Source organism: Sphingobium sp. AP49 (genome assembly GCF_000281715.2).
GTDB lineage: Bacteria > Pseudomonadota > Alphaproteobacteria > Sphingomonadales > Sphingomonadaceae > Sphingobium.
The window spans coordinates 1,007,985-1,028,240 of the sequence record NZ_CP124576.1; the positions used below are offsets into that span (position 1 = coordinate 1,007,985).

The following is a 20,256-nucleotide window of genomic DNA, read 5'->3' on the forward strand; positions in this document are numbered from 1 at the left end:
CGCCAACGAACGATCAGCAAGGATTTAGGACAATGGCCGACGAAGCCGACACCATCCAGACCACCCTGACGGGCAATGGCGCCGACACCGCGCCGCAGATCGCGCTGATCAGCCAATATGTGAAGGACCTGTCGTTCGAGAACCCGAACGCGCCGGCCGTCTATCAGTGGCAGGACCAGCCCCAGATCGACGTCCAGTTCAACATCGGCGCCGACCGCGTCGGTGACGAAGTGCTGGAAATCGCGCTGAAGATCGAAGTGAAGGCCGTCGCGCCACAGGGCACCGCCTTTGCCGTCGAACTGGTCTATGCCGCCCTGTTCGGCATGCGCAATGTGCCCGAAGACCAGATCCAGCCCTTCATGCTGGCCGAAGCACCGCGCCTCGTCTTCCCGTTCGCCCGCCGCGTGCTGGCCGATGCGATCCGCGACGGTGGCTTCCCGCCGCTGCTGCTCGACCCGATCGACTTCGGCGCGCTCTATCTGCAGCAGGCCGAACAGATGCAGGCGACCGCAGGCGAACCCGCCGGCCACGCCTGATTCTTCATGAATACCCATCCGTTCGCCCTGAGCCTGTCGAAGGGCGCGGCAGAGCGTAGCGAAGCCCTTTCGCTACGCTCAGGGCAGGGCTTCGACTTCGCTCAGCCCGAACGGAGATTGCCATGAAGCTGGCCAAGGCCCTTGGCTCGGTCGGCGGGCTGACGCTCGCTAGCCGGGTGCTGGCGCTGGTACGCGATTCGCTTGCTGCTCGTTATGTCGGCGCCGGCTTCGCCTCGGACGCGTTCAACGGCGTCGCCTTCCGCCTGCCCAACATGTTCCGCGCCCTCTTTGCCGAGGGCGCCTTCTCCGCCGCCTTCATCCCGCTCTTCAACAAGAAGGCGGCCGGCCCCGGCGGCATGGCCGACGGCTATCATTTCGCCGAGCGGGCGCTGGCCGTGCTGCTGCCGGTCCTCATTCTCTTCACGATCGTCCTGCTGGCGGCCGCCTGGCCGATCACCTGGGCGCTGTCCGGCGGCTTCTCGCGCCAGAATCCGACGCCAGATCAATTCGCCTTTGCCGTCACCCTGTCGCGCATCACCATTCCCTATCTGGCGCTGATCAGCCTCGCCTCCCTGCTGGGCGGCATATTGAACTCGCTCGACAAATTCTGGGTCAACGCCGCCGCGCCGATCCTGCTCAATGTCGCGATGATTGCGGGCCTGTGGTTCTTCCACGGCGCCGACGAATATGAGACCGCACGGGTGCAGGCGATGTCGGTCACGGTCGGCGGCGCGCTGCAGCTGCTCTGGCTGATCTGGGCCTGCAAGCGGGCCGGCGTCTCGATGACGCTCAAGCGCCCGCGCCTCGACGCCGATGTGCGCGAGCTGCTGCGCCTGATTGTGCCGGCCGCTGCCGGCGCCGGCGCCTCGCAGATCAACCTGCTGATCTCCACCGCGCTCTCGGGCTGGCTGCTCGCCTCGGGTTCGATCACCTATATCTATTATGCCGACCGGCTGAACCAGCTTCCCCTGGGGCTGATCGGTATCGGCCTGGGCACCATCCTCCTGCCCACCATCTCGCGGATGCTGTCGAAGGGCGAGGATCAGGCCGCGATGGAGACGCAGAACCGGGGCATCGAACTCGCCCTGTTCCTGACCCTGCCGGCGACCGTCGCCTTTATCACCGTGGCCGAACCGATCGTGCGCGGCCTGTTCCAATATGGCCGCTTCAGCGCCGAGGACGCGATGCGCTGCGGCTGGGCGCTGTCCGCCTTCTCGATCGGCCTGCCCAGCTATGTGTTGGTGAAGGTGCTGACCCCGGGCTATTATGCGCGCGGCGATACCAGGACACCGGTGCGCTATGCGATGCTGTCGATCGCGATCAACATCGTCGGCAATCTCGCGATGATCCCGACGCTCGGCCATATCGGCCCGCCGCTCGCCACTGCGCTCTCCTCCACCGTCAATGTCGCGATGCTCTATCGCACCTTGGTCGCGCGCGGCCATTTCACCGCCGATGCTCAACTGCGCCGCCGCATCCCGCGCCTTGTCGTGGCGGCGGTCGTCATGGGGCTTGCGCTCTGGGCGGGGGAGGATCTGCTCGATCCGATGCTGTCGGGCACGATGGTCAGCCGCTATATCGGCCTTGCCCTGCTTGTCGGCGCGGGCGTCGCGCTGTACGGGCTGGCATGCTTCGTCACCGGCGCCTATCGGCTATCCGACCTCAAGGCGCTGCTGCGGCGGCGAGGCACCCCATAACCAACAGAATGGATTAGAGTAATGCGCGTCCTTTCCGGCATCCAGCCCACCGGCAATCTGCACCTTGGCAACTACCTCGGCGCGATCCGCAACTGGGTGAAGATGCAGGATGAAATGGACGCGGATTCGCAATGCTTCTTCTTCCTCGCCGACATGCACTCGATCACCGTGCATGAAGGGCGCGAACAGCGCATCCGCAATGTCCGCGACATGGCCGCCGCGCTGGTCGCCTCGGGCATCGACCCGGATCGCTCGGTCCTCTTCAACCAGGCGCGCGTACCGGCCCATGCCGAACTCGCCTGGCTGCTGAACGGCACGGCCCGCATCGGCTGGCTCAACCGCATGACCCAGTTCAAGGACAAGGCGGGCAAGGACCGCGAGGGCGCCTCGGTCGGCCTGTTCGTCTATCCGGTGCTGCAGGCGGCCGACATCCTGCTCTATCAGGCGACCCATGTCCCCGTGGGCGAGGACCAGAAGCAGCATCTGGAACTGTCGCGCGACATCGCCACCAAGTTCAACACCGACTTCGGCGTCGAACTCTTCACCATTCCCGATCCGATCATTCCCAAAGAATCGGCGCGCATCATGTCGTTGCGTGACGGCACCGCGAAAATGTCCAAGTCCGATCCTTCGGACATGAGCCGCATCAACCTCACTGATGAGGATGATGCGATCATGACCAAGGTGAAGAAGGCCAAGACAGATCCGGAACCGCTGCCCGAAACGGCCGAGGGGCTGGCCGGGCGGCCGGAGGCGAACAACCTCGTCGGCATCTATGCCACCTTGTCGAACAGTACGCCCGATGCAGTCTGCGCCGAATTTGCCGGCAAGGGCTTTGGCGCGTTCAAGCCGGCGCTGGGCGAATTGCTGGTCGAAACGCTGCGGCCGATGCGCCAGCGCTTCCTGGAACTGCGCACCGATGATGCCGCGCTCGACGCGATCCTGGACAAGGGCGCGGCCAAGGCGGCTGCGGCGGCCGAACCCACCCTGCGCGCGGCCTATGACGCCATGGGATTGATGCGCTGAATGCCTGACTGATGCCCTAATGTCACAGGGCGTGCGTAAAGCGCGCTCGCCCTGTGCGCGGTCTACGGAACGGGCAGGATCGCGCCGTCCCATGATGGACCGGACATGGCGTGCGTCCAATCGACGGGTTGGTGCGTTCAAGCGATGTTCAGTTGCGTTTTGCTATCGCAGGGCGCAAAGATGGTTGACAGGCATGTGCCTGATTCAGGACGTGAAAACATGATAGCTTTCCGCAAGATCGGCCTTTTTGCAGCGCCCGTGCTGGCATTGCTGGGCCTGTCGGGTTGCGCCACCTCCTTCAAGGCGGACGTCGCCCGTTTCCAGCAGCTTCCCGCGCCCGCAGGGCAGAGCTACACGATCGTCGCCGACGATCCCAAGCTCGCCGGCGGTCTCGAATTTTCCCATTATGCCCAGCTGGTTGGCGAGCGTCTGGCGCAGACCGGCTATGTCGCCGCCAGCGATCCGGCCAAGGCCGACCTGATCGTCCGTGTCGCCTATGATGTCGATAATGGGCGCGAGCGGGTCCGTTCGACCGGTGGTTATGGTGCGGCGCCCTATGGCCCCTGGGGCTATGGCCGCTGGGGTCGCCCTTGGGGCTATGGCTATTATGATCCCTGGCTGTTTGGTGGCCCGGGCTTCTACAATGACGTGTCGAGCTACACCGTCTACACCAGCGACCTCAGCCTGAAGATCGATCGCGCGGCCGATAATCTGCGCCTGTTCGAGGGCAAGGCCAGCGCCCAGTCGCTGTCCAACAAGCTGACCTATTTGGTGCCGAACCTGATCGACGCCATGTTCACCAATTTCCCCGGCCAGAATGGCGAGGATGTGAAGATCACCCTGCCGCCCGAAAAGAAGGGCTGAGCGACAAGGATACGGTCGGCTCCCAGCCAGACCAAATTGGCCCGGCGATCGCTTTGATCGCCGGGCTTTCTTTTTGCCCGCAACATCTTAGGCTGGCGGGCAGGGGAGCGATGCCGTCAAGATGCGGGGGACGGGCATGTCGTTGACGATACGGATATTGATCGCGCTGGTCGCGGGGCTGGTGGCGGGCATCGCCCTGTCCGAATTTGGCGGCGCGCTCGACGCGGCGGTGGTCGATATCGCCCAGCCGGTCGGCAAGGCCTGGCTGAACGGGCTTCAGATGCCGCTCATCCCGCTGATCTTCGCGCTGCTCGTCACCGGTGTCGCCTCTGCGGCGACCACCGCACGGACCAGCGGCACGGCGGCGCGCACCCTCATCCTCTTCGCCCTGCTGCTGCTCGGCTCGGCCGGCGTGGCGGCGCTGCTCGGTCCGCTGCTGCTCCAGCTCTGGCCGGTTCCGGCCGGCGCGGTTGGTGCGCTCGCCGGTGCCGGTCCGGTGACCGAAGTGCCCGGCGTGCGTCCGTCGGCCGAATGGCTGCTCGGCTTCATCCCGGCCAACCCGATCCACAGCGCGGCCGAAGGGCAGGTGGTCGCGGTCGTCCTGTTCGCCCTCGTCTTCGGTTTCGCCGTGACCCGCGTGACGGAGGAGCGGCGCATCGCCCTGACCGGCTTCCTGGCCGCGCTCGTCGATACGCTGCTGGTCGTGGTCGGCTGGGTGCTCTGGCTCGCACCGATCGGCGTCTTCGCGCTGGCGCTGGTCGCCGGCAGCCGCTCCGGCCTCGCGACGGCGGGCGCGCTGCTCCATTATATCGGCTTCATCGTGCTGATCTGCCTGGCGGTGACGGCGCTGGTCTATCCGCTGGTGATCCTGCTGGGCCGGATCGCGCCCGGCCGCTTCGCCCGTGCGGCCTTGCCGGCCCAGCTCATCGCCTTTTCGACGCAAAGCTCGATCGCCTCGCTGCCGGCGATGATCGCGGCCAGCGACGGGCCGCTCGAAGTACGTGAAAGCACCCGATCGATCGTCCTGCCGCTCGCCATTTCGCTGTTCCGCATCACCAGCCCGCCGGCCAATCTCGGCGTCGCCCTCTATGTGGCGGCGATGAACGGCGTGGCGCTCGGCCCGCTCCAGATCGCCATGGGCGTGGCGGTCGCCGCGATCGTCAGCCTGGCGGCCGTCGGCCTGCCCAGCCAGATCACCTTCTTCACCACCACCGGCCCGATCTGCCTCGCCATGGGCGTGCCCGTAGAGGCACTGCCGCTGCTGCTTGCAGTGGAAACCGTGCCCGACATCTTCCGCACCGTCGGCAATGTCACCGCCGACATGGGCGTCACCCGCATCATCGACCGCTTGGGGGGGACTCAAGCAAAGGATTGAGGGCGGGAAGCGACCATTTTTGGCCATTGGGTCGCGATGATGTGCATCTCTGAACCGGCCGCTCATTCGGATGGCAAGTCGCAGGTCGAATGCCCCGCAGTGGGGAAGTAGTTTTCAATCGAGCTTCAGCAATAGCCGGTGATTTTCAAACCGTTCTGCGTCTGCTCTAGCGGAAACTCTCCCACTTGGTTCAACGCTGCCTCGATTGCTGTGAAATTCTGTAAAGTTCCCGGCTGCGCAAGTCCGGCTTGGCCATGCGTCACTACAGCTGTAGGGATCACCAGCCACTCAATAGATCGAAGCTCGATCGGTCCAAACTCTGCTGTATCGATCCACTCTGGCGGAGCCCAGGAATTATTTAATCCGGGCCATCTCATGTATCTTGTTTCCGCGTCATCAGAGTCAACGAACTTGACCTCTACCAAGCTCGCTTGCCAGCCTGACTCGTTAACTGCTACGAATAGCTTGCGCCATTTTGTATCCGACATAAGCGCGTGGCTGAACCGCTCGCGAGTAAACCGGCTTAGCCGGTCTAAATCCTGACGGGTGTGAATGCTCATAGGTTGGTCTTGCACTGACCTGCGAACGTTCGCAACCGGTCGATCGTTGCCGAATGATGTTTGGTTACGCAACGTCAGCTATCGCCGATCACCTCTCCAAAACCTGACCGACTGAAATCCACCCCTTTTCGTCATTCCCGCGAAAGCGGGAACCCATCTCCTGACCGTGCATGTCACACCAGGCTGGGGAGATGGATCCCCGCATCCGCGGGGATGACGGGAGGAAATAGGGCATCGCTTAACCACCCATCATGAATCGGGCGGCCTGTCCTACGCCGGGCTTTCATGATCTATCCTGCTGGATGCACAGGCCAGCACCCCCTGATCCGGCATGGGCCGATGCGCCAGTGGCGCGTGGCTGTCGCTTCACTGTCGTTTCATTGTCGCTTCCGTGGTGCGTCGACATGACCCCATTGTCGCGTCCGTGTCGCGCCACTGTCGCGTCGCGGGCGCGTGGCAGGGGCGTTACCGGCGCAAATGGCCAAAAACAGCCGCACGACACTGTGAACTTCGCGCTGTCGCGTCGTAAACCGGCTTCAGCCGCGCAGCGCGCGTTCCGTGATCAGCCGATAGATGCGGGTCAGGTCGCGCAGGTCGGTGACCGCGACGGCCTCGTCCAGCTTGTGCATCGTCGCATTGTTGAGGCCGAATTCGGCGACCGGGCAGATACGCGACAGGAAACGCGCGTCCGATGTGCCGCCGGTGGTCGACAGCTCGGTTTCCAGTCCCGTCACCTCGCGGATCGCGTCGCCGATCAGGGTAGAGAGCGTGCCCGGCTGGGTCAGGAAAGGCTCGCCGCTGATCTTGGCTTCCACCGTGCCGCCCTCGCTCGCCGCGATCGCGCTGATCCGATCAATCAGCGACGCGCCGCTATGCTGGTCGTTGAAGCGGATCGAGATGCGCGCGGTCGCCGCGGCCGGGATGACATTATGCGCCGGGTTGCCGACCTCCAGGTCGGTGATCTCGATATTGCTGGGCTGGAACCAGTCGGTGCCGGTGTCCAGCACCTCGGCATCCACCTTGGCCAGGATGCGGACCAGCGCCGGGATCGGATTGTCAGCCAGATGCGGATAGGCGACATGGCCCTGCGTGCCCGCCACCTTGATCCACATATTGACCGAACCGCGCCGGCCGATCTTCACCACGTCGCCCAGTCGGGCCGAGGATGTGGGTTCGCCGACCAGGCACATGTCCGGGTGCAAGCCATGGGCGACCATCCGGTCCATCAGCGCCAGCGTGCCATAGGTGGCCGGCCCTTCCTCGTCGCCGGTGATGATCAGGCTGATCGTGCCGGGCAGGTTATCGGGCAGTTCGTGCAGCGCGGCGACGAAGGCGGCGATCGCGCCCTTCATGTCGACCGCGCCGCGGCCATAGAGCAGGTCGCCGCGCACCACCGGGGTGAAGGGATCGCTGGCCCAGCCATGGCCGGGCGGAACGACGTCCAGATGGCCGGCAAAGGCGAAATGCGGCCCGGCGCCGGTGGTGCGCCAGGCCAGCAGATTTTCGACCGGGCCATCCGGCGCCTCGCCGCTGACGAAACGGTCGACGGTGAAACCCAGCGGGACTAGCATCGCTTCCAGCTCGGCGAACACATCGCCGACGGCCGGGGTGACGGAAGGGCAGGCGAGCAGGCGCTCGGCCAGGGCCAGGGCGTCATGATTGGTGCTGGTCTTGGTCATCGGGCTGCGTTAGCGAAAGCGGCCTTTCTTGGCCAGCGCAGAGGAGGGGGCAGTGCCGAAGATCGATCTTGCCGCCATTCCGCAGAGCAATGCCACCGGCTATCCGGGCGACCATGCACGGGCGGTCGCCGGGCGCCATTATCGCCGGCTCGGGATCGCGACGGGGCTCGTCGATTTCGGCGTCAGCCAAGTCGTGCTGAAACCCGGCGCAGCCTCCTCGCAACGCCACTGGCATGAGGATGAGGACGAATTTGTCGTCATGCTGTCGGGCGAGGCTGTGCTGGTCGAGGAGGGGCGGCGCACCCCGATGGTGGCGGGCGACATGGCGGCCTTCCCCAAGGGCGTGGCCGATGGCCATCATCTGCTCAATGAAAGCGATACGGACTGCGTGTTCCTTGCCTTTGGCCGTCCTTCTGTCAGTGATTGCCATTATCCCGATATCGATCTGCACCTGTCCGGTGGGGTCTATCGTCACAAGGATGGGAGCGATTTTGAATGATGGATCGTCGTGCGTTGCTGGCCGGCTTAAGTGGCGCTGTAGTCGCAATGGGCGTTCCTTCGGTTTCAGCAGCGGCACCGGCCGGGCTGATCCGGCCGCCGCGCCTGCGCGAGGGAGATGTGGTCGGCCTGATCGAGCCGGCCGGCTTTACCGATGACGCCTTCGATCTCGATCTGGTCAAGGAAACCATCGTCGCCATGGGGCTGAAGCCCAAGGCTGCGCCCCATCTGGTCGAACGCTATGGCTATCTGGCGGGCAAGGATGCCGACCGTGCAGCTGACGTCAACGCCATGTATGCCGATCCGGAGGTGAAGGCGGTGTTCGCGGTGCGTGGCGGCTGGGGCTGCGCGCGCATGCTGCCCTATCTCGATTTCAAGACGATCCGCGCCAATCCCAAGCTGCTGACCGGCTTTTCCGACATCACCGCGCTGCATCTGGCCTTTGCGGCGCGGGCCGGCTTCACCACCATTCACGGCCCCAATGCGGCGAGCAGTTGGGGCAAGCTTAGCTGGAACGCCTTCCATGCGCTGGCCTTTGAAGGGGCGACGCCGACCTATGCCAATCCGGTCGGGACCGACGACCGGCTGGTCCAGCGCAGCGGCCGCATCCGCACCTTTGGCAAGGGGCGGGCGAGCGGCCGTCTGCTCGGCGGCAATCTCACCGTGCTGTGCGCGTTGCTGGGTACGCCCTGGCTACCCGATTTCGACGGGGCCATCCTGTTCGTGGAGGATACGAACGAGGCCGAATATCGCGTCGACCGGATGCTGACCCAATTGTCGCTCGCCGGTGTGTTGCCGAAATTGGCCGGGTTCGTCTTTGGCCAATGCACCAGCTGCAACGCGGCCGATGTCTCCTATGGCGGCTTCACCCTGTCGGAAGTGCTGCAGCAGCATCTCACCCCGCTTGGCATTCCTGCCTTTCAGGGCGCGCTGTTCGGGCATATCGCCAACCAGTTCAGCCTGCCGGTCGGCGTCCGTGCCGAAATCGACGCAGACGCCGGGACGATCCGCTTGCTGGAGTCCGCTGTCAGTTAACCGCAGCTTTGGCGCCGTCGAGCGAAGCGACGGTGCCGCTCCCAGCCGGTTCGGCTTTCATGCCGTCGGCGACCTTTTCCGCCGCCGCCATGACGCGCAGCACATTCTCGCCAGCCAACTTGGCGATATCGGCGTCGCTCCAGCCCCGGCGCATCAGTTCGGCCAGCAGGGCGGGGTAGGTGTCGACGCCGCTCAGGCCCTGCGGCAACGACCCGACGCCGTCGAAATCGCTGCCGATGCCGACATGGTCGACGCCCGCAACCTTGGCGATATGGTCGATATGGTCAGCGACCATCGACAGGGTGACGACCGGTTCGGGATTGGCCTTCTCCCATTCCGCCAGCGCTTTCTTCGCGGCTTCGGGATCGCCGATATACAGGCCGCCAAAGGGCGGGGCATTATAGCGGGCAATCTCGCCGCTGCGGTTCGATCCCCACACCCGGCGCGCCTCGGAAATATATTGGGGGGCGAAATTGACCATGACGACGCCGCCATTGGCCGCCACCTGCTTCAGTACCGCATCCGACACGTTGCGCGATGTGTTGCACAAAGCGCGGGCGCTGGAGTGGGAGAAGATCACCGGCGCCTTGGTCACCTTCAGCGCGTCCAGCATCACGCCCTCGCTGACATGGGACAGGTCGACCAGCATGCCGAGGCGATTAAGTTCATGCACCACCGCCTCGCCAAATGGGGTCAGCCCGTCATGCTGCGGATTGTCGGTGGCGCTGTCGGCCCAGGCGATGGTCTTGCTGTGGGTCAGCGTCAGATAGCCCGCGCCCAGTTCATGATAGGCGCGCAGCACCGCCAGGCTTTCGTCGATCTGGCCGCCGCCCTCGACCCCGATCATCGACGCGATCCGCCCGGCTTTATGGGCTGCGCGGACCTGCGCGGCGGTGGTCGCGAGCGCGAAGTCCTGCGGATAGCGGCGCGCCAGGCTGTGCACCAGTTCGATCTGCTCGATCGTATCCTTGACCTGCTGCAGTTCGGGCAGGTCGGCCGATACCCAGACCGACCAGAATTGCCCGCCCAACTGACCGGCGCGCAAACGGGTGATGTCGGTGTTGAAGATCTTGGGATCCAGCCGATCGAGCGGCATCGTCCAGCGCGCATCCTTGGCCTTGTCGGCCATCGCTTCCGGCCAGTCATTATGGCCGTCGATCAGCGGCGTGGCCTTGAGGACCTTCGCGATCCGCGCCGCATAGGGATCGGTCTGGGCCTGCGCGGGGGAGAGGGCGACGGTGGCGAGAAGCAGCGGCAGCGCCGCGAAGCGGAAGGATGTCATGGCGAGGAGACTAGGCGGACGATCAACCAAGTCAATGCGGGCTGGCGGGGGCATGGGACATTGGCTAGACCCTTGAAACGATGACGATCGATCCGCTGCTGTTGCTCCAGGCCTATGCCATCGGCGTATTTCCCATGTCCGATGATCGGCAGGCGGAGGATGTCTATTGGGTCGAGCCCAAGCGTCGCGCGATCCTGCCGCTCGATGGCTTTCACCTGTCACGTTCGCTGTCAAAGACGATCCGGCAAAATCGGTTTCGCATCACCGCCAATCGCGCCTTTTCTGATATCGTTGCGCTATGTGCGGAATCCGCTTCGGATCGCCCGTCGACCTGGATCAACGGCCCGATCGAGCGCGCCTATCGCCATCTGCACGAGATCGGCTTTGCCCATTCGATCGAGTGCTGGGACGGGGAAGAACTGGTCGGAGGCCTCTATGGGGTTGCCCTGGGCAGAGCCTTTTTCGGCGAATCAATGGTATCGCGCCGCACCGATGCTTCAAAGGTGGCGCTGGCCTGGCTGGTGGCACGGATGCGCTTCGGCGGCTTCACGCTGCTCGATTGCCAGTTCATGACCGACCATTTGTCTACCCTGGGCGCCGTGGAAATCGCCCAGCGCGATTATCTTCAATTGCTGGGCGTTGCCGTCGATGGTGTGCCATTGGGGGCGGGAGAGGGTGTATTGGCTGCCGGTTCCGGCGTGGCGGCCGAGTTGGCGTTTGCGCCGCTTTCGGGAGCCGCCCGTACAGCTGCTTCGCCCTTGTCGCCCAACTTTACGGTATCGGGGCCGGTTTCCGGCCATTCCATTGTGCAACTCTTGACCCAGACGTCATAGATCGGGTGCTGCACGACATTGCGCTCAGGCCGCTCGCGGAATAGCCAGCCGGAAAAATTGCGGCGCCATTTGCCATCTGCGCTGCTGCGAACGTCCAGCTGTATGAAGGCACCGGTTTCCTGCACATTTTCCCATGGTGCCGTGGTTTCGCAGGCCTGCAGCCGTACGATGGCGTCGCCGACGCGCAACGCTTCTCCCGGCTTCATCGTCAGGTCGCGAGTCAGGCCGTTGCGCTTGTTGAGCAAGCCGATGACTGCGGTGCGCTTGGCCATAGGCGTGCCCGGCAATCCAGTTGCGCTGCCGTCACGGATCGGTTGACCCTCGATTTTTACCGGGCCGCTCTGATTGGCTTCTGGTGCGTCGTTTCGGCCGCAGCCAGCCAGCAGCACGCAACACAGAAGTGGCGCGCCAATCAGGATCGGCGGGAATCCCCCCGCCGGACGCCGAATCATGCCGCGTCGGGGCTCCATGCCTCGTAATCGCCGGTTGCCTTCTGGCGCTGGCCGCCCTTTTCGAGCGCGCCCGAAGGGCGATAGGCGTTGGCCGTGCCGGTCGCGTTGGGGGTGAATTCCTTTTCCCAGATGCGCGGCGGGGGCAGGAAGCTTTCGGGCGCACCCTCGATCGAGTGATGCAGCCAGCCATGCCATTCGGCCGGGACGCGACTCGAATCATTGGCACCCTTGTACATCACCCAGCGGCGCGTCAGGCCGTTTGGATCGACGCCGCCTTCATAATAGACATTGCCCTGATGGTCCTCGCCCACTTTCGTGCCCTTGCGGGCCGTAAAGAGCCAGGTGCCAAAGGTGGCGCCATTCCACCAGGTGAAGATGTTAGCCAGGATACCCATGGTCGATGCGCTTAGCCGCTGGTGCGGGCGTGGGCAAGGAAGATATGGCGCTATCGGGCTGGTGCGGGGCAGAAATTGAGATCGACTGCGCTCTTGCCATCGGCGGCAGCGCATGTGCCCCAGGCCAGTTGGTCGCCCGTTTCGATACCCAACTCCGCAGTGCGTCCGCCGCGCAGTTCCAGCACGGCCGCGACCGGCACGCCGGCCGACACGGGTTCGCGCGAATAGGGTACCGCATTGGCCCCGATGAAGGCGATCGTGCCGTCGGTATGGACGAATATGATGTCCAGTGGGATGATCGTGTTCTTCATCCAGAAGCTGGCGGTGCGCGGCGGCGCCATGGGGAACAGCATGCCGCCGTCGGCATCAAGCGTCTTGCGGAACATCAGGCCCTGTTCCTGCTCCGCCTCGGTGCGGGCGACTTCGACGCTGAAGTGGCGCGGTCCCTTGGCGGTGTGAATGACGAGCGGCAGCAGCGCCGTCTGGGCGACGAGGGCCGGGGTGTCGTTGCTATTGTCGTTGCCGGGGCTGGCAGAGCAGGCGGCCAATAACGGAAGCAGGGCGAAGGGAAGGCGAGCGATGGTCATGGCAATCGCCTAATGGGATTTGGGCCGCGAGGGGAGGGGGAAAGCTCAATCTTCCGCTTCGGGCCAATCGCCGGGAGCTGAATCGATCCAACGGCGGGCAAGCGCATAGTCGTGGCCGGCGCGTAGAAAAGCGGCGATCGCCTTGTCGCGCTGTTTGGGATCCAGTGGCTGTGTCGCATAAGGCCCGATTCGCTTGCGTCGGGCAAACCGGTCTGCCGCTGCCCAGCGGTCGGAATGCGCTTGTGCGTCGGCTGTAGCACGGTCGCTTTCGTCAATGCCGGCGGCCCGTAGCGTTTCGGTAATGCGCCTGGCGCCATAGCCGCGTCGACCAAGCGCTGCGCTTTTCATCAGCGCAAAGCTGCTATCGTCCACATAGCCCAGCTCGGCGAAGCGATCGACCAATGCTTCGATATCGGCAGGGGAGGGGGCATCCCAGCCCCGCTCGCGCAGCTTGCGCGACAGATAGGCCTGTAATTTGCCGCGACTGGTCGCGAAACGGCCGACATAGCGCAGTGCCAAGTCGCGCAGGGCGTCTTCATCCAAGGGCGGGACGGGGCGTTTATTGGTCATGACCGATGGTGCATCCTGGACCATCATGCGCTAATCGCCATCTTTATGCCACAGTCGGGCCGGAATTTTACCGTGCCTTATGCGCTAGAAGCACAGGCTGGATTGAAACTATCCGGTGCAAGTCTGCTTCAAAAATGATAGCGGCCGCCGGAATATGACAGATATGACATTGGGTGACACCAATATGACGGGTTCGCAAAACATGATGGCACCTACGCCGACGACCGACGATCTTCTCCGCCGTTTCTCGGATTTCGAGACGCTGGGCGAAGCACTGGATTATGCGGCGCTGGGCAAACGTGGCCTGAATTTTCACGACGCGCGCGGCAATCTGGCACGGGCCTATCCGTTCAGCGAGTTGCGTGACGATGCCATCGCCTGTGCCTATCGTCTGATCGCCCACGGTGTGAAGCCCGAAGATCGTGTTGCGCTCGTTGCAGAAACGGGTGCCGACTTCGCGATGCTTTTCTTCGGCATTGTCTATGCCGGCGCCTGGCCGGTACCGCTGCCCTTGCCGACCAGTTTTGGTGGCAAGGAAAGTTATATCGATCAGCTCAACGTTCAGCTGTCGAGCTGCGACCCGATGTTGTTCCTGTTCCCCAAGGAACTGGAGGAGATGGCAGGCGAATCGGGCCGGCAACGCGCTGTCGACAGCCTTGCCTTTGAGGATTTTATCGCTCGGGAGGCGTTGCCCGCCGACCTGCCGCAGGCCAAGGGCGAGGAAATCGCCTATCTGCAATATTCGAGCGGTTCGACCCGCTTTCCCCATGGCGTCGCGGTGACGCACCATGCACTGCTGTCTAATCTGTCGGCGCACAGCCATGGCATGGAAGTGCAGGACAGCGATCGCTGCATCAGCTGGCTGCCCTGGTATCATGACATGGGTCTGGTCGGTTGCTTCCTGTCGGTCGTCGCCAATCAGGTGTCGACCGACTATATGAAGACCGAGGATTTTGCTCGCCGTCCGCTGGCCTGGCTGGACCTTATCAGCCGCAACACCGGCACTTCGATCAGCTATTCGCCGACCTTCGGCTATGACATCTGCGCCCGGCGCATGTCGAGCCAGACCAAGGCTGCGGACCGTTTCGATCTGTCGCGCTGGCGCCTTGCCGGTAATGGCGCGGACATGATTCGACCCGATGTCATGCAAAGCTTCGTTGACGCCTTCGCCGATGCCGGTTTCTCACCCAAGGCCTTTTTGCCGAGCTATGGCCTGGCCGAAGCGACGCTGGCCGTCACGATCATGCCCCCGGGCGAAGGGATCATCGTTGAACTGGTCGAGGAAACGGCGCTGTCGGGCGGCGATGCGACCGAAGGCCGGCCGCAGCGCTTCCGTTCCATCGTCAATTGCGGCAAGCCGGCCAAGGACATGGTCGTCGAGATACGCGACGAAGATGGTGGTTTGATGGACGAGCGTCAGATCGGCAAGGTGTGGACCACCGGCCCGTCGCTGATGGTCGGCTATTTCCGCGATCCCGAAGCGACCGAGGCGTGCATGGTCGATGGCTGGCTCGATACCGGCGACATGGGATATCTTAGCGACGGCTATCTCTATATTGTCGGCCGTGCCAAGGACATGATCATCATCAACGGCAAGAATCACTGGCCGCAGGACATCGAATGGGCGGTGGAGCAGTTGCCGGGCTTCAAGCAGGGCGATATCGCGGCGTTCGCGATCACAACCCCTGGTGGTGAGGAAGCGCCGGCCGTTCTGGTCCATTGTCGGACCTCGGACAATGAGGAGCGCTCGCGCCTGCGTGACCAGATTCGGGAGCGCGTGCGGGCAATCACGGGCATGAACTGCGTCGTCGAACTGGTGCCGCCGCGTACGCTGCCGCGCACCAGTTCGGGCAAGCTCAGCCGGTCCAAGGCCCGCAACCTCTATCTGACCGGCGAAATCCGCCCCTATGACATCGCGGCCTGACGGGCACGCGCATACCGATTGATAACCATTGCCTGCTAATGCGGGCATGTGGGTATTGAGCAAGGGCATTCTGGATCCGACCAGCAGGGGCGGAGCTCGCTACGGGCAATGATGGGGCTGGCACGTCTCGTCGACGAAGCCGATATGCGGGTTCTCGCCGCGCAGCTGCAATCTGCCGACAACGTCGCCTTGCTGCGCTTGTCGATGAACGTATTCGGCCTGCTGTTCCTTTGGCGTGTTTTTGCCGGCCATGTCTCGCTGGCCATGCTGATCGGATGGAGCCTTGCGTTGATCTGTACGGTCGGGGCAAGCGCATTCCTGATTTATCGGCGCAAGAAGGGCATGCGCGCCATGCCGCAAGCGCGCGACCTGCGCCGGCAAGGGTTGACCGGCCTTCTCCACGGCTTGGTCTGGGCCAGTTGCATGCTGTTGTTTTCCCAAGGCGAAGGGGCCGAACAACTGGTTGCGCTCTGGACTCTTATCAGTTGCATCATGGTGTGCGGTGCAATCAGCTATGCCGCGACGCCGCTGGCTGCGATCGCGTTTCTGTTGCCATGCGTTGCGGGCCTCTCCGCGATGTTCGACGGGGGCAGCCAGCTACCGTTACGCGCACTGGCCACCAGTTATGCGCTGTCGTTGCTGGTTGGCTGTCTCATTTATGCCAGGACCTTTGCGCGGCAGCACAGTACGACGGTGCAACTGGCCGAAAAGAGCGAAGTGGTGAGCCTGCTGCTGCGCGAATATGAACAGGGTGCTTCCGACTGGCTGTGGCAGACCGATGCACTGCGTCGTGTCAGCGGAGTCTCTCCGCGCTTCGCCGAAACGCTGAACATGGCCCCGCAGGATCTGGAGGGCGCGCCACTGGTGCAGATCCTTGCTGGCGCGGGTTGGGAGAGTGGGCGCTTTGCCACGGGGCTCCATGCTCTTGCCGACCATCTCAAGCGGCGTGAAAGCTTCAGCAACCTGGTTCTGCCGGTCGAGATCAGGGGCAAGGCACGCTGGCTCGAGCTATCGGCTTCGCCGCGCTATGACGAGCATGGCGCATTCCAGGGGTTTCGTGGCGTGGGGTCCGACGTGACCGTCCAACGGGAATCTGCGGACAAGATCGCGCAACTGGCACGGTTTGACCCGTTGACCGGTCTGCCCAATCGCAGTCACCTGCGTGAGGCGTTGGATCAGGCGATGGCCGATGTGGGTAGCCGCCGACCTGGATGTGCTTTCCTGATGCTCGATTTGGACCGGTTCAAGGCAATCAATGACAGTCTGGGCCATCAGGTCGGTGACCAGTTGCTCAGTCAGGTGGCGCAGCGTCTGCGACAGATATGTAGCGGCATGGGCTTTTGCGGTCGTATCGGTGGAGATGAATTTGGCGTCGTGATCGCGCAACTGACCGATGAGCGCGCTGTCGCGCGGCTGTCGACCGCTATCATCGAAGCCCTGTCGATGCCCTATCAGATCGATCAGCATGTGCTGCATGTCGGCGCTTCTGTGGGATCGGCGGTTTCACCGGCCGATGGTTATCAGTCGGAAGCGCTGATCCGCAGCGCGGACCTGGCCCTCTATCGCGCGAAGGATGAGGGGGGCGGCGTCCATTGCGCCTATGAGCCACATCTTCATGCGATGGCAGAGGAGCGGCAGAAATTGGAACAGGCGCTGCGCGAGGCGCTGGAGAAAGAGCAACTGCACATTGTGTATCAACCGGTCGTGGATGCGCTTTCGGGTATCGTAACCGGTTTCGAGGCGCTGGCACGCTGGAATCATCCGGAACTGGGACAAATTTCACCGGCCAAATTCGTCCCCGTAGCGGAGGAGGCGCGGCTGATCGGTCCAATCGGCGAATGGGTGTTGCGCAATGCCTGTCAGGAAGCGATGCGCTGGCCTGCTGATGTTCGGGTCGCCGTCAACGTGTCCGCAGAACAGTTGCATCAGTCAAATTTCGTGGCCGCAGTCGTTGCGGCGCTGGCACAAAGCGGCCTTGATGCGCGCCGGTTGGAACTGGAGGTCACGGAGAGCGTGTTCCTGCAGGAGGACAATGGGGCCTTGCGCGTGCTGGATCAACTGCTGGCGCTGGGCGTGCAGCTGTCGCTCGACGATTTCGGAACAGGTTATTCCTCGTTGGGCTATCTTAGCCGCACGCGGTTCAATACGATCAAGATTGATCGCAGCTTTGTCGTGGGCGCTTCGCACAACACGCCCGAAAGTCTGGCCATCATCCGTGCCGTTGTGACGCTGGCCGAGAGCCTGGGCATGTCAACTACGGCCGAGGGCGTGGAAACGGCGAGCGAACTGGACATGATTCGGCGGCTCGGTTGCAAGAAGGTGCAGGGCTATTATTTCGGGCGGCCTATGCTGCCTCAGGACGCCCTGCGCCTGTTTCCTCAGCCACCGCTCTGCGCCAATGCCTGATGGCCGGCTTCAGCGCTGGATCTGACGCTCTACCATTGTCCACAAGGATGTGAAGGCTTGGGCCGGGGCTGAGGCGGGCGCGAAGGCACCCAGGGGCTTACGGCGGACCGTCATCTGCTCGATCGTGCTGGCCATCGGGATCGCACCCCAGCCGGGCTGCTCGTCCAGCGCCTTGCGATGCAGACTGCGGCGGCGATCGACCATCGAATAGACCGGCAGGATCGGCGCATGGTTGCCGCCGCGCTGGACAAGGTAGCGGGCGACCTCGCCCATCGCGCGCTGCGATAGGGGCGAAGGGATGACCGGGATGACGATCAGGTCGGCAGCGCGCAACACCTGCTCGCTGGTTTCGGTCAGGCCCGGCGGGCAGTCCAGGATGATGCGGTCATAATCCTTGCCCAGGCTGTCGATCAACTTGGCGAGCCGTTTCTTCTTGTCCATCTCGCGGAAGAGATGGTCGAGGCTGCGCAGCGAGGTATCGGCGGCGATCAGGTCCAGGCCAGGCACGGTCGTGGGCTGGATCAGCTTGCTGACTTCGACATCCTTGCTGAAGATCGCCTGCGCGGCATCGCGGCTTTCCAGGTCGGTGGAGAGTAGCCAACTGGATGCCGCCTGCGGATCGAGATCCCACAGCAAGGTCCGTCGCTTCGATATGCTCGCCGATGCCCAGGCGAGGTTGACCGAAAAGGTGGTTTTACCAACGCCCCCCTTGAGGCTGTAGACGGCGATGGTCGCCAATGCCGGATCCTTTGCCATGGGAGAGGAAGCTACGGCTTCCCCCCGTCAAAGCAAGGGCTCAAATCAGCGCCTTGTTACATGTGCGTGACAAGGGGCTGATAATCAGAGGATTTCCAGAACCTTGTCCTGTGGGCGGCAGAAGCGCACGCCCTTTTCGGTTTCAACGAAGGGGCGGTTCACGTAGGCCGGGTTGGCCGCCATCTCGCCCAGGATCGCATCCGCCGTCATGTCCGGCAGGCCCCGTTCCTCGGCGTCGGTGCCCATCTTGCGGATCGCATCGGCCGGGGTCATCCCGGCGTCGGCGAACAGTTGGACCAGCTTGTCGCGGGTGAAGGGGGTCTTGAGATATTCGATCACCTCGACCTCGACGCCGGGCGTTTCCTCAAGGATTGCCAGCGTCTTGCGCGAGGTGCCGCATTTGGGATTATGCCAGATCGTGGCTTTCACTGGGCGTCTTCCCGTGCCAGCCATTCTTCGAGCCACTTGATCGTATAGTCGCCGTTGAGGAATTCGGGATCCTTCAGCAGCGCCTGATGCAGCGGGATGGTGGTTTTCATCCCCTCGATCACATATTCCTCCAGCGCGCGGCGCAGACGCATGATCGCGCCCTCGCGGGTGCGGCCATAGACGATCAGCTTGCCGATCATGGAGTCATAATAAGGCGGTACCTTATAGCCCTGATACAGGCCGCTATCGACGCGGACGTGCATGCCGCCCGGAACATGATAGCTGGTGACGGTGCCCGGCGAGGGCGCGAAGGTCTTGGGATCTTCCGCGTTGATGCGGCATTCGATCGCATGGCCGGTGAAGCGGATATCTTCCTGGTTCACCGACAGCGGCTTGCCTTCGGCAACGCGGATCTGTTCGCGCACCAGATCAAGCCCGGTGATCATCTCCGTCACCGGATGCTCCACCTGCAGGCGGGTATTCATCTCGATGAAGTAGAATTCGCCATTTTCCCACAGGAACTCGATCGTGCCCGCGCCACGATAGCTCATGTCGGCCATCGCCTTGGCACAGATGCCACCGATGCGCTCGCGCTCCGCCTGCGACAGGATGGGCGAAGGCGCTTCCTCCAGCACCTTCTGGTGACGGCGCTGCAGCGAGCAGTCGCGCTCGCCCAGATGGATGGCATTGCCATTGCCGTCGCCAAACACCTGGATTTCGATGTGACGCGGGTTACCGAGATATTTCTCGATATAGACGGTGGCGTCGCCGAAGGCCGCCTTCGCTTCCGACCCCGCCTGCTGCATCAGCGTTTCGAGTTGGTCGGGCGAGGTGCAGACCTTCATGCCGCGACCGCCGCCGCCGGACGCCGCCTTGATGATCACCGGATAGCCGGCGGCTTCGGCGATGATCTTGGCTTCCGCGACATCGCTCACCGCGCCGTCGGAACCGGGAACCAGCGGCAGGCCGAGCGCGCCAGCGGTACGCTTCGCCTCGATCTTGTCGCCCATGGTGCGGATATGTTCGGGCTTGGGACCGACGAAGGCCAGGCCATGGGCCTCGACGATTTCAGCGAACTGGGCGTTTTCCGACAGGAAGCCATAGCCCGGATGGATCGCGTCGGCGCCGCTGATCTCTGCCGCCGAGATGATCGCGGCGATGTTGAGATAGCTGTCCTTGGCGGCCGGCGGCCCGATGCAGATCGCTTCGTCGGCGAGGCGCACATGCATGGCATCGGCGTCGGCGGTCGAATGGACAGCCACCGTCTTGATGCCCATTTCATGGCAGGCGCGGTGGATACGCAGTGCGATTTCGCCGCGATTGGCGATCAGCAGTTTTTCGATGGCCATGGG

At 63.4% G+C, this 20,256-nt stretch carries 19 protein-coding genes and 1 pseudogene; 10 read left to right on the forward strand and 10 right to left on the reverse strand.

The features are described from left to right. Nucleotides 1-32 precede the first annotated feature (32 nt). The 5 genes from secB (at nt 33) to PMI04_RS04905 (ending at nt 5,498) form a co-directional block, all read left to right on the forward strand. Nucleotides 33-536 (forward strand): protein-export chaperone SecB, encoded by a 504-nt coding sequence (gene secB, locus PMI04_RS04885; protein WP_007712861.1) that lies wholly within the window; start codon nt 33-35, stop codon nt 534-536. 122 nt (nt 537-658) lie between these two features. Continuing rightward, nucleotides 659-2,233: a murein biosynthesis integral membrane protein MurJ gene (murJ, locus tag PMI04_RS04890; RefSeq protein ID WP_007712863.1), complete on the forward strand. Its 1,575-nt coding sequence runs from the start codon at nt 659-661 to the stop codon at nt 2,231-2,233. Nucleotides 2,234-2,254: 21 nt separating this feature from the next. Beyond that, entirely contained in the window at nt 2,255-3,259 is a 1,005-nt protein-coding gene (trpS, locus tag PMI04_RS04895) for a tryptophan--tRNA ligase (protein WP_007712865.1), read from the forward strand. A 219-nt stretch (nt 3,260-3,478) separates the two neighbouring features. After that, entirely contained in the window at nt 3,479-4,123 is a 645-nt protein-coding gene (locus PMI04_RS04900) for a DUF4136 domain-containing protein (RefSeq protein WP_007712875.1), read from the forward strand. 136 nt (nt 4,124-4,259) lie between these two features. Further along, nucleotides 4,260-5,498 carry a cation:dicarboxylase symporter family transporter gene (locus tag PMI04_RS04905; RefSeq protein ID WP_007712877.1) on the forward strand — a complete coding sequence of 413 codons (1,239 nt, stop codon included), beginning with the start codon at nt 4,260-4,262 and terminating at the stop codon, nt 5,496-5,498. Nucleotides 5,499-5,623: 125 nt separating this feature from the next. Here PMI04_RS04905 and PMI04_RS04910 read toward each other — a convergent pair whose 3' ends face one another. Next, nucleotides 5,624-6,058: a DUF6678 family protein gene (locus PMI04_RS04910; RefSeq protein WP_037486909.1), complete on the reverse strand. Its 435-nt coding sequence runs from the start codon at nt 6,056-6,058 to the stop codon at nt 5,624-5,626. A 536-nt stretch (nt 6,059-6,594) separates the two neighbouring features. Further along, entirely contained in the window at nt 6,595-7,737 is a 1,143-nt protein-coding gene (dapE, locus tag PMI04_RS04915) for a succinyl-diaminopimelate desuccinylase (protein ID WP_007712879.1), read from the reverse strand. 52 nt (nt 7,738-7,789) lie between these two features. Between dapE and PMI04_RS04920 the strand changes: the two genes are divergently transcribed. Continuing rightward, a complete protein-coding gene (locus PMI04_RS04920) occupies nt 7,790-8,236 on the forward strand; it encodes a cupin domain-containing protein (RefSeq protein WP_007712881.1) in 447 nt (148 codons plus the stop codon). Continuing rightward, entirely contained in the window at nt 8,233-9,270 is a 1,038-nt protein-coding gene (locus tag PMI04_RS04925; protein ID WP_007712883.1) for an LD-carboxypeptidase, read from the forward strand. Before PMI04_RS04920 ends, PMI04_RS04925 begins: the two co-directional genes overlap by 4 nt. Here PMI04_RS04925 and PMI04_RS04930 read toward each other — a convergent pair. Then, complete coding sequence (locus PMI04_RS04930) at nt 9,263-10,552, reverse strand: dipeptidase (protein WP_007712884.1); 1,290 nt, start codon at nt 10,550-10,552, stop codon at nt 9,263-9,265. The two genes, PMI04_RS04925 and PMI04_RS04930, sit on opposite strands and share 8 nt — an antisense overlap. Nucleotides 10,553-10,632: 80 nt before the next feature. On the opposite strand from PMI04_RS04930, the gene aat reads away from it, so the two are divergent. Continuing rightward, entirely contained in the window at nt 10,633-11,385 is a 753-nt protein-coding gene (gene aat, locus PMI04_RS04935; RefSeq protein ID WP_007712885.1) for a leucyl/phenylalanyl-tRNA--protein transferase, read from the forward strand. Between the two features lie 35 nt (nt 11,386-11,420). Here aat and PMI04_RS21265 read toward each other — a convergent pair. The 4 genes and pseudogenes from PMI04_RS21265 to PMI04_RS04955 all read right to left on the reverse strand — a co-directional run. Continuing rightward, nucleotides 11,421-11,855: pseudogene (locus tag PMI04_RS21265) on the reverse strand (DUF2155 domain-containing protein); the annotation flags it as partial. Continuing rightward, nucleotides 11,834-12,232, reverse strand: coding sequence for an NADH:ubiquinone oxidoreductase subunit NDUFA12 (locus PMI04_RS04945; protein WP_007712886.1), 399 nt, complete (start codon nt 12,230-12,232; stop codon nt 11,834-11,836). The pseudogene PMI04_RS21265 and the gene PMI04_RS04945, both read right to left, overlap by 22 nt. 50 nt (nt 12,233-12,282) lie before the next feature. Further along, nucleotides 12,283-12,819, reverse strand: a complete 537-nt coding sequence (locus PMI04_RS04950; protein WP_007712887.1) for a DUF192 domain-containing protein — start codon at nt 12,817-12,819, stop codon at nt 12,283-12,285. A gap of 45 nt (nt 12,820-12,864) precedes the next feature. After that, entirely contained in the window at nt 12,865-13,389 is a 525-nt protein-coding gene (locus PMI04_RS04955; protein ID WP_007712889.1) for a regulatory protein RecX, read from the reverse strand. Between the two features lie 163 nt (nt 13,390-13,552). Between PMI04_RS04955 and PMI04_RS04960 the strand changes: the two genes are divergently transcribed. Next, entirely contained in the window at nt 13,553-15,313 is a 1,761-nt protein-coding gene (locus PMI04_RS04960; RefSeq protein WP_007712890.1) for a fatty acyl-AMP ligase, read from the forward strand. 108 nt (nt 15,314-15,421) lie between these two features. Then, nucleotides 15,422-17,719: an EAL domain-containing protein gene (locus PMI04_RS04965; protein ID WP_007712893.1), complete on the forward strand. Its 2,298-nt coding sequence runs from the start codon at nt 15,422-15,424 to the stop codon at nt 17,717-17,719. 9 nt (nt 17,720-17,728) lie between these two features. On the opposite strand, the gene PMI04_RS04970 is transcribed toward PMI04_RS04965, so the two are convergent. The 3 genes from PMI04_RS04970 to accC form a co-directional block, all read right to left on the reverse strand. Next, nucleotides 17,729-18,475 carry a ParA family protein gene (locus tag PMI04_RS04970; protein ID WP_007712895.1) on the reverse strand — a complete coding sequence of 249 codons (747 nt, stop codon included), beginning with the start codon at nt 18,473-18,475 and terminating at the stop codon, nt 17,729-17,731. Nucleotides 18,476-18,559: 84 nt separating this feature from the next. Then, nucleotides 18,560-18,904, reverse strand: coding sequence for an arsenate reductase family protein (locus PMI04_RS04975; protein WP_007712897.1), 345 nt, complete (start codon nt 18,902-18,904; stop codon nt 18,560-18,562). Then, on the reverse strand, nt 18,901-20,253 hold the full coding sequence (gene accC / locus PMI04_RS04980; RefSeq protein ID WP_007712899.1) for an acetyl-CoA carboxylase biotin carboxylase subunit: 1,353 nt from the start codon (nt 20,251-20,253) through the stop codon (nt 18,901-18,903). The genes PMI04_RS04975 and accC overlap by 4 nt, the downstream gene beginning before the upstream one ends. Nucleotides 20,254-20,256 lie beyond the last annotated feature (3 nt).